Annotated in this window: 11 protein-coding genes; 5 read left to right on the forward strand and 6 right to left on the reverse strand. The window is 57.6% G+C overall.

All coding sequences use genetic code 11. From position 1 onward, the window contains the following. Positions 1 to 70: 70 nt before the first annotated feature. Both LF252_RS07070 and LF252_RS07075 read right to left on the reverse strand, forming a co-directional pair. Positions 71 to 1,039 (reverse strand): LIC11966 family surface protein, encoded by a 969-nt coding sequence (locus tag LF252_RS07070; protein ID WP_226268874.1) that lies wholly within the window; start codon positions 1,037 to 1,039, stop codon positions 71 to 73. A 27-nt stretch (positions 1,040 to 1,066) separates the two neighbouring features. Then, complete coding sequence (locus tag LF252_RS07075) at positions 1,067 to 1,801, reverse strand: energy transducer TonB (RefSeq protein ID WP_226268875.1); 735 nt, start codon at positions 1,799 to 1,801, stop codon at positions 1,067 to 1,069. Positions 1,802 to 2,174: 373 nt separating this feature from the next. Here LF252_RS07075 and LF252_RS07080 point away from each other — a divergent pair, with 373 nt between their 5' ends. Next, entirely contained in the window at positions 2,175 to 3,989 is a 1,815-nt protein-coding gene (locus LF252_RS07080) for a DUF885 domain-containing protein (RefSeq protein WP_226268876.1), read from the forward strand. Between the two features lie 240 nt (positions 3,990 to 4,229). Here LF252_RS07080 and alaS read toward each other — a convergent pair whose 3' ends face one another. After that, complete coding sequence (alaS, locus tag LF252_RS07085) at positions 4,230 to 6,911, reverse strand: alanine--tRNA ligase (protein WP_226268877.1); 2,682 nt, start codon at positions 6,909 to 6,911, stop codon at positions 4,230 to 4,232. A gap of 212 nt (positions 6,912 to 7,123) precedes the next feature. On the opposite strand from alaS, the gene LF252_RS07090 reads away from it, so the two are divergent. From LF252_RS07090 to LF252_RS07105, 4 genes are all read left to right on the forward strand, one after another. Continuing rightward, positions 7,124 to 7,489 carry a MerR family transcriptional regulator gene (locus LF252_RS07090; protein ID WP_226268878.1) on the forward strand — a complete coding sequence of 122 codons (366 nt, stop codon included), beginning with the start codon at positions 7,124 to 7,126 and terminating at the stop codon, positions 7,487 to 7,489. Beyond that, positions 7,489 to 7,911 carry a hypothetical protein gene (locus LF252_RS07095; protein ID WP_226268879.1) on the forward strand — a complete coding sequence of 141 codons (423 nt, stop codon included), beginning with the start codon at positions 7,489 to 7,491 and terminating at the stop codon, positions 7,909 to 7,911. Before LF252_RS07090 ends, LF252_RS07095 begins: the two co-directional genes overlap by 1 nt. Positions 7,912 to 7,939: 28 nt before the next feature. Further along, positions 7,940 to 9,076, forward strand: a complete 1,137-nt coding sequence (gene dprA, locus LF252_RS07100; RefSeq protein WP_226268880.1) for a DNA-processing protein DprA — start codon at positions 7,940 to 7,942, stop codon at positions 9,074 to 9,076. 279 nt (positions 9,077 to 9,355) lie between these two features. Continuing rightward, positions 9,356 to 10,177 (forward strand): aminotransferase class IV, encoded by an 822-nt coding sequence (locus LF252_RS07105; RefSeq protein WP_226268881.1) that lies wholly within the window; start codon positions 9,356 to 9,358, stop codon positions 10,175 to 10,177. Between the two features lie 350 nt (positions 10,178 to 10,527). Here the strand turns inward: LF252_RS07105 and LF252_RS07110 are convergent, their stop codons facing one another. From LF252_RS07110 to LF252_RS07120, 3 genes are all read right to left on the reverse strand, one after another. Then, positions 10,528 to 10,722, reverse strand: a complete 195-nt coding sequence (locus LF252_RS07110) for a hypothetical protein (protein ID WP_226268882.1) — start codon at positions 10,720 to 10,722, stop codon at positions 10,528 to 10,530. 261 nt (positions 10,723 to 10,983) lie between these two features. Beyond that, positions 10,984 to 11,778 (reverse strand): thymidylate synthase, encoded by a 795-nt coding sequence (locus tag LF252_RS07115; RefSeq protein ID WP_226268883.1) that lies wholly within the window; start codon positions 11,776 to 11,778, stop codon positions 10,984 to 10,986. 24 nt (positions 11,779 to 11,802) lie between these two features. Then, positions 11,803 to 12,327, reverse strand: coding sequence for an SRPBCC family protein (locus LF252_RS07120; RefSeq protein WP_226268884.1), 525 nt, complete (start codon positions 12,325 to 12,327; stop codon positions 11,803 to 11,805). Positions 12,328 to 12,425: the final 98 nt, after the last annotated feature.

Here is a 12,425-nt window from a genome sequence, read left to right on the forward strand (position 1 = left end):
TTCTGATGCAAAGTAAGCACTATTCCGCCGGAGCCATACACATGCAGCTTTCTGGCTGAGTATGCCTAGCTTAATCGTTGAAAACCGGGATGTAGGAGGATTGCATGGTGTTGCCGGCCTGGTTGTAAGCCTGCGCCAGCTTCTGGTTCTGGGTGTTGTAGTAGCTGATGAAGCCGTTGAACTTGTCGGCATCGGCCTTGGTGAGGGCGTCTTTACGGTCGAGCAGGGCCTTCATTTGGGCAGCTTGGTTGGCGGCAAAAGCGGCGTAGAACTTCACCAGGTTACGGGCCGCGTCGCGGTACTGGGCGTCTTTGCCACGGAAAGGTGCAATGGCTGTGAGGGCCGCAGTAGCTGCTTTGGTATCCTCTAGCAGCTGCAGGCGGGCGGCTTCAAAGGCGGCGGCATCCTGGGCGCTGAGGGCGTCGGTGAGGCGGGCCGAGGCTTTTTCGATGCGGAACTGGGCCAGGTACACCCGGTGCTGGTAGCTGTTCACCTCCGATACCTGCCGCATGTACTGGGCCAGGCGCTTGCCCTCAGGGTCTTCGGAGAGCTTCATGCCGTGGCGTTTGGCAAAGCGCAGCTGGGCCGCATCCACCGAATCGTTGATGACCTGCAGCTTGGCTTCGGCAATTTCCTGGAGCTTGAAATACTGCTCCATGTTTTCCACGGTGGCCGTGCGGGTGGCCGCCAGCAGATCCACGGCCTTGTAGTCCTCCGAGTACACCTTCAGCAGCTGGTAAAACGCCTCAGTGGTTTGCTCCTTGAAGCCTTTATCATCCTGGAATGCTGGCAGCTTGGCAATCTTGTTCAGCGACGCCTCGGTCTGCTTAATCAGGTCCTGACGGCGGGCGTCAATCTTCTTCTCGTTTTCGGAGTGGGCCGCCTTGCTGATGTAGCGCAGGTTTTTCTTGAGCATGGCCCGCTGCTCGCTCACGATAAAGTTATTGTATGCCCCAGGGTCGGTAAACGTCTGGGCTTGGGCGGTGGTAGCAAGGCCCAGCAGTAAGCCAGCGGAAATGAGGAGGGTAGAAATGCGCATAGATTGTGGGTTAAGAGGGTGAGAATATTACTTGAGGGCAAAAGTGACAGGTACAGTGTAGTAAACTGCTACCGTTTCGCCGTTCTGAAGCCCAGGCTCAAACCGAGGCAGGCTCCTCAGCACACGCAACGCCTCCGCATCCAACTCCGGCGATACGCCTTGTTGTACCTGCAGGCACCGCACTTCACCCGTTTCAGCCACCACAAACGTCACAAATACCCGGCCTTGGTGCCGCTGTTCCAGGGCCTTGCTAGGGTAGCGCATGGTGCGGGCAATATAGGCTAGCATGGCTTGAGAGCCGCCTGGATATTCTGGCATCTTCTCGGTGTATACATAGTTGCTGCAAGGGCCTGGGGCACCGGTTTTGGTATAGCACTCCGAGGCAGATTTTTTACCGTCCAGGTAATTGGTTTTTTCGCGCAAACGACCCTGCGTATCGTAGTTCAGATATTCGCCGTGTGTTTTCTTTCCCCGCTGGTGCCGCACATAATTGCGCTTCCCATTTTCACGCCAGCCTTCCACTACAAGCAGTGTGTCGCCGTTCAGAGCCCATGTTATAGTGGCCACCGAGGCTAGCCTACCAGAAGCCACGAAGTAGATGCTGTCGAGGCGCATCTGCCCTGGCACCTCAATGAGCTTGACGCGGTATACTGCTTCCTCAGCCGAGGTTACGGCCCGGTCAGCAAAGCCCTGAAAAATAGTTGACCGGATGGGCTGGGGTTGGTTTGTAGCCCTTAGTGGTAGTTGTTGAGCCTGTGCCATGAGGGCACCATTACCCAATACCCCACACACGATACTGCGCAACAACCAGGCTTGTGGTACTCTTAACATAAATAAATAAAGTCAGATACCACGTCGTATAGCTATATAAGGGCTTGGTTATAGCAGCCGGTAAGGCAAAGCTACCATTTGCTCATTCCAGGCGCCATACGAGTAACTATATTTTTTTCGCTAACCGTCGCCACCTCTGCTCTACTCCCACTAGCTACCTACTCTCACCAATGGTCACCTTTCAGAGAAAATGCAGCCAGCATATGGCAATTAGCAGAAGGCAGATTTATATAATTTACTACATATAGAATATTACGATTATCTAGCAGCCAGTACCCTTTACACTTCAGCTTCTTCCTGTCCGATGAAGAAATTTATCCTCCGCGCGCTGGCCGTCATCCTGTTGGTCGTGGCTGTGCTAGTAGTCAATACCATCTGGTTTAGGCCGTTTTTTATTCGGGCGTTCTACGAGCGGGTGTTTGCCGAATTTGCCTTTGACTCACCGGAGCTGCTTTCCCGGCTGCGGCTGGTGGAAGGCTTGGGCATCCAGGGCCACAACAGCAAGCTCAATGATGCCTCCGAGGCCGAAACTACCCGCCAGATAGCCAAGCTGCACGAAACGCAGAAGATGCTGCACAGCTACGACACCACCGGCATGCGCGGGCAGGACCGCCTCAACTACCAGGTGCTGAACTGGTACCTCGCCAACGAGGTGGCCGCAGCGGCCTTTCGCTACAATAATTACCCCGTCAACCAGATGTTCGGGGTGCAGAACGAGTTTCCCGGCTTTATGGCTAACGTGCACCAGGTGCATAACCGCCGCGACGCCGACTACTACAACGAGCGGCTGGCGGCCGTGCGCGTGAAGTTTGCGCAGGTACTGGAAGGGCTTCAGCTCCGGGAGCAGCGCGGTGTAGTGCCCCCTACCTTCGTGATTGATAAGGTGCTGGCCGAAATGACGGGGCTAGTGGCCCAGCAGCCCGAGCAAAGCATCCTCTACACCTCGCTGGTTGAGAAGTTGCAGAAAGTGAAAGATCTGAATGCCAATGAAAAAACGGAGATACTAGCTGAAACCAAGCGCCAGATAACCACCAGCGTGTACCCGGCCTACCGGGAGCTGATAAACTACCTTACGTCCCTACGCGCCCGCTCCACCAACGACGCGGGTGTGTGGAAATTTCCCAACGGCAAGGCCTACTACGCCCACTGCCTGCGCAGCAACACCACCACCAACCTCACCGCCGCCCAAATTCACGCCCTGGGCCTGAGCGAAGTCGCCCGCATCACGGCGGAGATGCGGGCCGTTCTGCAAGCGGAAAAGGTGACCGGCGCCGACAGCGTAGGGCCCACCCTGGTGCGCCTCGGGGAGGAACCTCGGTTCTCCTACCCCGATACCGACAGTGGCCGCAGCCAGATTTTAACCGACTACCGGCGCATCCTCAGCGAAGTAGACAAGGGGTTGAGCGGCGCATTCCGCATCCGGCCCAAGGCCGCGCTGGAAGTACGCCGGGTGCCCGAATTCAAGCAGAAAACCTCGCCGGGGGCCTATTACGAGGCCGCCGCCCTAGACGGCTCGCGGCCGGGCGTGTTCTATGCCAACCTCTACGACGTGAAAGCCACCCCTAGGTTTGGCATGCACACCCTGGCCTACCATGAAGGCATTCCGGGCCACCATTTTCAGATTGGCATTGCGCAGGAGCTGACGGGCCTACCCACGTTCCGCACCGTGGTGCCCTTTGTGGCCTACGGCGAAGGTTGGGCGCTGTACGCCGAGCGCCTGGCCTGGGAACTGGGCTTTGAGAAAGACCCGTACGACAACCTGGGCCGCCTCCGGGCCGAGCTGTTCCGGGCCGTCCGCCTCGTGGTGGATACCGGTATTCACGACCAGCGCTGGACCCGCGAACAGGCCATCGACTACATGCGCCGCACCACCGGCATGGCCCTCTCCGACGTGACAGCCGAAGTAGAGCGTTACATTGTTATGCCCGGCCAGGCCTGCTCCTATAAAATTGGCATGCTGAAAATCCTGGAACTGCGCGAGCGAGCCAAGCAGCAGCTCGGCCCCAAGTTTGACCTGCGAGACTTCCACGACGCGGTGCTGAAGAACGGCGGTATGCCCCTGGAAATCCTTGACCAAGTAGTAAACGACTATATTAAAGCAAAGAAAACGGCTGCTTGATAGTTGGCCCGCACATACCTGCCAAGCCAAGTACCCAGAATGTCCTGCTTGCTGAGCGCAGCCGAAGCATCTCTACCGCCTTCGCCGGCACTGGTATACAACAAACCAGTAGAGATGCTTCGCAGGACTCAGCAGGACAACAAAGAACCCGGCCGCATCTGATGCAGCCGGGTTCTTTGTTTATTGTTTACTAACTGGTTACCTGGCAACAGAAGCACCTACGTATCCACCTACTTTTCTCTACAGCGACTTGGCTACCAGTTCCTCCGCCTTGCCAATGGCGGCGGGCAGCCCAGCGGCGTTTTTACCGCCGGCGGTGGCGAAGAACGGCTGGCCGCCGCCGCCGCCCTGGATTTCCTTGGCCAGCTCGCGCACCAGCGTACTGGCATTCAGCTTACCCGCCTTGGCCAGCTCGTCGTCGAGCATCACGGCCAGTTGCGGCTTACCGTCAATTTCGGCACCGAGTACAGCTACCAGGTTGGGTACCTGCTGGCGGAGCTGGAAGGCCAGGGTTTTGAGGCCGTCGGCCGAGGTAGCCTGCACCTGCGCGGCCAGGAAGTTGACCGTACCGAGTGGCTTTACCTGGCTTACCAGTTGCTCACGCTGCTGGATGATGCTTTGCTGGGCAAACTGCTCAATCTGCTTGCGCAGGCCGCCAATTTCCTCAGTTTGCTTCTCGATGCTGGGGATGAGATGCTGGGGGTTGCCCAGGGCTTCGCGCACCTGCGTGAGCAACTCCAGCTGCTGGTCCACGTAGGCTTCGGCAGCCTCGGCGGTGACGGCCTCAATGCGGCGCACGCCGGCCCCCACGGCACTTTCGGAGGTAATTTTGAAGTAGCCGATGCTGCCCGTGTTCTGCACGTGCAGGCCACCGCAGAGCTCCACCGAATAGTCCTTATCGAAGGTGATAACGCGCACGAAGTCGCCGTACTTCTCGCCGAACAAGGCCATGGCGCCCAGGGTTTTAGCCTCGTCGATGGGCACGTTGCGGCGCTCATCCAGCGGAATCTGCTGACGGATGCGCCGGTTCACGAGCTGCTCAATCTCGCGCAGCTGCTCGTCGGTTACTTTGGTAAAGTGCGAGAAGTCGAAGCGCAGGAGCTTGTCGTTCACCAACGAGCCTTTCTGCTGCACGTGCCCGCCCAGCACCTGGCGCAGGGCGGCTTGCAACAAGTGCGTAGCCGTGTGGTTGTTGCGGATGAGGGCGCGCCGGGCCGCGTCGGGCCGGGCTAGGAACTCCTCGGTCAGCTCCTGGGGCAACTCCAGGGTAGTGTGGATGATGAGGTCGTTTTCCTTCTTCGTGTCAATCACGCGCACCTTGCTCATGGCCGACTCCAGGTAGCCCGTGTCACCAATCTGCCCGCCCGACTCGGCGTAGAACGGGGTTTGGTCAAGCACTAGCTGGTACTCGGTTTTGCCCTTCTTGTCGATTTTGCGGTAGCGCAGCAGGCGGGCCGTAGCCTCATCCTGGTCGTAGCCCACAAACACGTTGGGCGCGTCGTGCTCGGTTACCGTTACCCAGTCGCTCTGCTCGGTTTCCTGGGCGTTGCGGCTGCGGTTCTTCTGCTGCTCCAGCTCCTTTTTGAAGCCTTCCTCGTCCACCGTCAGGCCCTTTTCGCGGGCAATGAGGGCGGTGAGGTCCAGTGGAAAGCCGAAGGTGTCCGACAGCTCGAAAGCGGTTTTGCCGTCGATGCGGTTGCCGTTCTGGCGGGCGGTTTCTTCCAGGGCGTCGAGGCGACGCAGGCCGGTTTCCAGGGTTTTTAGGAAGGCTATTTCCTCCTCCTCAATCACGCGCTGCACGAAGGCCGTCTGGGCTTTCAGCTCGGGGAAGATGCCAGCCATCTGGTCGGCCAGCACGGGCACCAGCTTATACAGAAACGGCTGCTTCTGGCCCAGCGACGAGAAGGCGTAGCGCACGGCCCGGCGCAGGATGCGGCGAATCACGTAGCCGGCCTTCACGTTGGAGGGCAGTTGCCCGTCGGCAATGGTGAAGGCGATGGTGCGGATGTGGTCGGCAATTACCCGGATGGCAATGTCCGTTTTCTCGTTTTCGGTGGCCGGCTGGTCGTTCACGGTGGCCGGGGCCGTGCCGTGGTACTCCTTGCCTACCTCCTTGGCAATGAACTGGATAAGCGGCTGAAACACGTCGGTGTCGTAGTTCGACTTCACCCCCGACACGGCCATCATCAGGCGCTCGAAGCCCATGCCGGTGTCCACGCTCTGCTCGGGCAGCTTAATCAGGCTCTTATCGGCCAGGCGCTGGAACTCCATGAACACGTTGTTCCAGATTTCTACTACCTGCGGGTGGTCGGCGTTTACCAGCTCGCGGCCGGGCTTCTGGGCCCGCTCCTCCGCGGAGCGCAAATCGATGTGGATTTCGGTGCACGGGCCACACGGACCCGTGTCGCCCATCTCCCAGAAGTTGTCCTTCTTGTTGCCGGGCAGAATCCGGTCGTCGGTGGTATACTGCCGCCACAGGCCCTGGGTCTCGGTGTCGGCGGCGGTGCCGTCGTTCTGATCACCCTCGAAGTAGGTCACATACAGGCGGTCCTTATCCAGCTTGTACACCTCGGTGAGCAGTTCCCAGGCCCAGGCAATGGCGTCCTTCTTGAAGTAATCACCAAACGACCAGTTGCCCAGCATTTCGAACATGGTGTGGTGGTAGGTGTCGTAGCCTACCTCTTCCAGGTCGTTGTGCTTGCCCGATACGCGCAGGCACTTCTGCGTGTCGGCAATGCGCTTGTAGGGCGCGGGCTTGTTGCCCAGGAAATAGTCCTTGAACGGGGCCATACCCGAGTTGATGAACAGCAGCGTGGGGTCGTCCTTCACCACAATGGGGGCCGAGGGCACGATGTGGTGGCCTTTGGAAGCGAAGAAGTCCAGGAATTGCTGGCGGACGTGCGAGGCGGTGGGCAGTGACATGACGGGATATGTGGCAGCGGACACCAGAAGTTGGCGGCCGCCGGGATTTTGGCTATTTTTCGCAACTAAATTTAATTGCGCCAACGGCAAAGGTAGCCGACTTTACAGAAGTGAGAAATTAGAACGAGGAGCTTAGATTGGTTTTTCAGCGCTTCTTTTTCACTGGGTATTCTCCCTCTCTGTTCTAAACTCTCAGTTCTGAGTTCTATAACATGCCCTACAAAGAGCGCGACATCGAGAAGCAGTATTACACCATTGGCGAAGTGGCTGCGCAGTTCAACGTGGCCCCCTCGCTGATCCGCTTCTGGGAAACGGAGTTCGAGGAGTTGCGCCCCCGCAAAAGCAAGAAGGGCAACCGCCTCTACACGCCGCAGGACATCGACACATTCCGCAGCATCTACCACCTGGTAAAGGAGCGCGGCTACACCATCCCCGGGGCGCGCGACATGCTCAAGCAGAAAGGCCCCCAGCTCAAGGAAAAAATCGACGTCATCCAGAGCTTGGAGCGCATCCGCAAATTCATGATGACGATGAAGAAGGAGCTGGATGCCATTGGGAAGGCCCAGCAGCAGGGGTAATGCAGGCAGTAATACTTTATGCCAGTCGCAATGATGTGCTCGTCAGTTTCCAGCAGCTAATGCGCAGAAACTTTCAGGATATTGTTTATTATAAGATGATTACGCCAGGGGATTTTGCAGTTGAGAGAAACAAGGATGAACGACTCTATTTTGAGTACTATGGTCTAGACGAATTTTATGGTATCAAAGAATATGAAGTAGAGGATGACGAGCAGGTTTTGATTAACCAGCACTTCTCCGCTCCACCGCATGTGTACAGTCTAGCGTATCGAGGTATAGAAATCATTAAACAAGTTCTAACCGTCGTCGCCAACTCCCCAGATTATATTGTGAACAACGACTGTGGTACCCAGCTACCAGGCAATGAGTTTGTGCTTACAATGCAGCAAAACCCTGGCTGGTACTGGTTTGATGACTTATAGACTAGAAGTACACTGCATTATCATAGTTATGAATACTGTTACTTCCGACGACCTCCTCCACGAAGTCGCGTTGACGCTGTTTCCCGGCGTGGGGCCGCAGCTGACGCGGCAGCTGATGAGCTATGGGGGCTCAGCGCGGAACGTGCTGCACCTGCCGCCGGGCAAGCTGCTGAAGATTCCGGGCGTGGGGCCGGCCACGGTGAAGGTGCTGACAGGCCCGGAGCGCACCGCCGCGCTGAAGCAGGCTGAAGAATCGGTGCGCAAGGCGGAGAAGGAAGGCGTGCAGCTGCTGTTCTACACCAGCAAGCAGTTTCCGGCCCGGCTCAAGCAGATTCCCGACGCCCCCGCCCTGCTCTACTACCAGGGCACCGCCGACCTCAACCAGCCCAAAACCCTGGCCCTGGTAGGCACCCGCCAGGCTACCGACTACGGCCGGGAGCAAACCGAGCGGCTCATCAAAGGCATTGCCAGCCACCGCCCGCTCATCGTCAGCGGCCTGGCCTACGGTATCGACATTGCCGCCCACCGCGCCGCCTTGCAGGAAGGGCTGGAAACCGTGGGCGTCATGGCCACCGGCCTCGACGTTATCTACCCCCACGCCCACCGCAAAACCGCCGAGAAGATGCTCAGCCAGGGCGGCCTGCTCACCGAGTTTCCCTTCGGCGCCCCGCCCGATAAATACAACTTCCCGGCGCGTAACCGCATAATTGCCGGCCTCTCCGATGGTACCGTGGTAGTGGAAGCCGCCCGAAAAGGCGGGGCCCTTATTACAGCTGATTTGGCCTTGGATTATAACCGGGAGGTGTTGGCCGTGCCCGGCCCGCTGGGCTCTCCTGCCTCCGAAGGCTGCCACGATTTCATCAAAACCAGCCGGGCCGCGCTGTACGCCGAGCCCGCCGACATCGAGCAGGCCCTGAACTGGGACCTGGCCCTGCGCCTGCAAGGCAAGCCTATGGTTCCCAGCACCTACGATGCCGCTGAGTTTACCGGAGAAGAATTCGCGCTGATTACGGTATTACTTGCCGCGCAAAACCGGGAGGAACACCTCGACAACCTGGCTTGGAAAGCGCAACTAGCCGTGCACGCGGTGGCGTCGCTCCTGCTGGGGCTGGAGTTTCGGGGAGTGGTGAAGGCACTGCCTGGTAAGCGTTTCGGGCTGATTTAAAAACTTATTCTTACCTGCCCAACGCGCGCACTTCCTGTCCTCACTGCTCCGGTATACTATGCCGCTAATGCCTGATATACTACGATAAAAATCGTGGAACACCAAAATGTTCCACGAGGAACATTAGCTAAAAAAGCGCGTTTTCACGTCAATTACGAAAAGTATCAGCCACTTACTACTGTACCATCCACGCTCAACAAGCTGTAAGAAAGTACGAATAGACCGCTAACAGGTCGAGCCTTACTTTCCAGCCCAAGCTGCTCCTGTCCCCTACTGCCTGTGTTGCTGTACAACGACCACCTCCTGCCCGAAGCTGATTTTTCATTGCCGCTTCCCAACCGTGGGCTGTTCTTCAATGATGGCTTCTTTGAAACGATGGTATGGTCGGCGGGACAGTTGCGCTACGCCCCGCACCACTTGGCGCGCATGCAGCGGGCCGCCGCCGCCCTGGCACTGGAACTACCGGCGGCAGTAGCAACCACGGAAACACTCACTACTACTGTGCAGCGCCTGATTAGCACCTGCCCCCCAAGCCCTACGGGCCACCGCCTGCGGCTGCAACTGTGGCGGAGCGGCGGCGGGCTCTACACTCCGGGCACCACTCGGGCTGATTGGCTGCTAACCCGGCAGGCTTTTGTGGAAGCATCGGCCTCGCTGCTGCACGTTGGCTTCGCCCACACCATCCAAACCCAGGTTTCGCCGGTTTCCTTCTGCAAGGGCCCTAATGCGCTGACGTACGTACTGGCCGCGCAGGAACGACAGCAGCGGGGGCTCGATGAATTGGTGCTGATATCCTCAGCCGGGCACGTGGCCGAGACGGTGGCGGCAGCCGTTGCCTGGGTGCGGGGCACTACCGTGTACACCCCAGCTGAAGGCACCGGCTGCGTGGCAGGCACCCGCTTGGCACACCTGCGAGACACAGCCACGCAAGCCGGTTTCGGCTGGGAAGCCGGCCTTTTCGAGCCTTCGGCGTTGCTGGAAGCAGAGGCTGTTTTCACGGCTAATATTGCCGGTATCCACCCCATTCTGCGTCTTGACGACACCATCTTTGCTTCGGATGACCATTCGGTGGTGCAACGACTGAGAGAGCTGGAGCGCTAGCCACCTGTACTGCTAGTGGGCCCGTAACAGTTGCCTGCCTGGAGCAATATGTCATCTAAGCAGCAAGTGCCGTAACGCGGCAGCGAAGCCGAAACCAACTCTCAAAAAACTCCGCTAGGTCGGCCTCGGTTACGTTGTTCTGCTGAAGCACTGTAGCCCGGTCCTGACGCCCGGCATCAAGGGAGTATAATGCAATCCAGGCGCGGTGGCGCCGGCTCAATGCAGTAGATATGACGGAAACCATGTGTGTGACGTAGCAGTAGCACCATACCCCAACTACGAAACCGCATGATTTATTGGATTTTAAGAAGTCTGAAGGACTTTACAATTTCCCAAACTGGAAAATTTACTTACTCCTCCAGCAGATTGCGCCTTACCTGCATTTTAAACCAACTCTCCTGATACTCCTGCAGGTCGGCCTCCGTCACATTGTTCTGCGCTAATACCTGATTGCGTTGACCAGGCACAAGTTGCAGCGAATATAGGGCAATCCAGGCACGGTGCTGGCGCGGCAGGGTAGAACTGGCAGAGACGGCAGAAGACATAGTTGAATCAATTAACTGCAGTAATCTACGGGCTATGTCCTATTATCGGATTGCTACTTTCTCAAAATGGTTCAGAAAAAAATGCCTCATTGGAACTTTTTAGCAAGTTGAACTATCCCAACCTACTCATTTAAAACAATGTATCAACACGCATTATCAATTAGTTAACTCTCGCAAAACATCGTTCGGAACGAGCAACAATAATTGAGTACGGTACACTAACCGCCGCATGTGAGCATCCCAAAACGAGGGGAATAACAGCTATACCGCCACTGGAGCTTTGATGGCCGGCCAGGGGTTGTAATTCTCCAGCGTGAAGTCCTCGAACTGGAAACTAAAGATATCCTGCACGGCGGGGTTCAGGCGCATGTGTGGCAGCGGGCGTGGCTCCCGGGTAAGCTGCAGGCGAGCCTGCTCCAGGTGGTTGCTGTAGAGGTGAGTGTCGCCGCCGGTCCAAATAAACTCGCCGGGTTGCAGGCCTACCACCTGGGCCAGCATGAGCGTGAGCAGAGCGTAGGAGGCAATATTGAAGGGCACACCCAGAAACACGTCGGCGGAGCGCTGGTAGAGCTGGCAGCTCAGCTTGCCATCGGCCACGTAGAACTGCACCAGGGCGTGGCAGGGCATTAGGTGCATTTTGGGTAAATCGGCCACGTTCCAGGCTGAGAGGACAATGCGCCGGGAATCGGGCGTGTCACGCAGCTGCCGCACGATGTCGGCAATCTGGTCAATGGTCTGGCCGTCGGGGCCAGTCCAGGCACGCCACTGCTTGCCGTACACGGGGCCCAGCTCCCCAGCGGCGTCGGCCCACTCGTCCCAGATGCTCACGCCGTGTTCCTTGAGGTACGCAATGTTGGTGTCGCCGCGCAGAAACCACAGGAGCTCGTAGATAATGCTCTTCAGATGCACCTTCTTGGTAGTTACCAGCGGAAAGCCCTCCTGCAGGTCAAAGCGCATCTGGTACCCGAATACCGAGAGCGTGCCGGTGCCGGTGCGGTCGGTTTTTTGGGTGCCGTGGTCGAGGATGTGCTTGAGCAGGGTGTGGTACTGGTACATGAGAAGGAAAAGTCAGGACGAAGGTCAAAAGTAAAAAAACTCCGGTTGCCCCCTCCCACGCACAAACAGTTTCCTATCATCAAGCACCGTGCGCCACTTATCAGTTTCGGCGTAGTGCTTTACTGTGCGTCCCCGCTCCGTCAAGAATTTCCGGAGGTAGCGCTTCAGCACCACCGCATCTACCGCTCGGCCCAACCAGCCCAGTGGGGATGAGAATTCAAACACGTCCTGCATCAGGGTACCAGCACCGTGCTCCTGAAAATGGTGCTCATGGCGCATGTATTTAAAAGCGCCCCACTGCATTTCGTCGCAGAAATACCTTGGGGGCTCAAACGCTGTTACTTTGCTCGTCAGCGTCTGCCACACGCCGAAATGCCGCGCCCGGAACGTCACAGAGTCACCGAGCTGCAGCACGCCACGGCGGACCCCACCAATGATTTCTTCCTGCGTTTGGCTGGCCGAAATAGTATGCAAATCCATGCTTAGCGCCAGTTGAAAACAGCGGGCCGGCGGGGCGTTGATGAATGTCAGGACTTCGATAGTGGGCATACCGTGCTTACAGTTGGCCGCTTGCTCATTTTATACTGTATGCCAGGTATGCTTCACCTAAAACGAATGCCTCACGCATGTAAAAATGCGTGAGGCAT

The organism is Hymenobacter pini (genome assembly GCF_020421205.1).
Classification (GTDB): domain Bacteria; phylum Bacteroidota; class Bacteroidia; order Cytophagales; family Hymenobacteraceae; genus Hymenobacter; species Hymenobacter pini.

Excerpts from the sequence above, each read along its gene's own strand:
- LF252_RS07075 (WP_226268875.1), bottom strand. The coding sequence starts at position 1,801 with ATGGCACAGGCTCAACAACTACCACTAAGGGCTACAAACCAACCCCAG.
- LF252_RS07090 (WP_226268878.1), top strand. The coding sequence starts at position 7,124 with ATGCCCTACAAAGAGCGCGACATCGAGAAGCAGTATTACACCATTGGC.
- alaS (WP_226268877.1), bottom strand. The coding sequence starts at position 6,911 with ATGTCACTGCCCACCGCCTCGCACGTCCGCCAGCAATTCCTGGACTTC.
- LF252_RS07080 (WP_226268876.1), top strand. The coding sequence starts at position 2,175 with ATGAAGAAATTTATCCTCCGCGCGCTGGCCGTCATCCTGTTGGTCGTG.
- dprA (WP_226268880.1), top strand. The coding sequence starts at position 7,940 with ATGAATACTGTTACTTCCGACGACCTCCTCCACGAAGTCGCGTTGACG.
- LF252_RS07110 (WP_226268882.1), bottom strand. The coding sequence starts at position 10,722 with ATGTCTTCTGCCGTCTCTGCCAGTTCTACCCTGCCGCGCCAGCACCGT.
- LF252_RS07095 (WP_226268879.1), top strand. The coding sequence starts at position 7,489 with ATGCAGGCAGTAATACTTTATGCCAGTCGCAATGATGTGCTCGTCAGT.
- LF252_RS07115 (WP_226268883.1), bottom strand. The coding sequence starts at position 11,778 with ATGTACCAGTACCACACCCTGCTCAAGCACATCCTCGACCACGGCACC.
- LF252_RS07120 (WP_226268884.1), bottom strand. The coding sequence starts at position 12,327 with ATGCCCACTATCGAAGTCCTGACATTCATCAACGCCCCGCCGGCCCGC.
- LF252_RS07070 (WP_226268874.1), bottom strand. The coding sequence starts at position 1,039 with ATGCGCATTTCTACCCTCCTCATTTCCGCTGGCTTACTGCTGGGCCTT.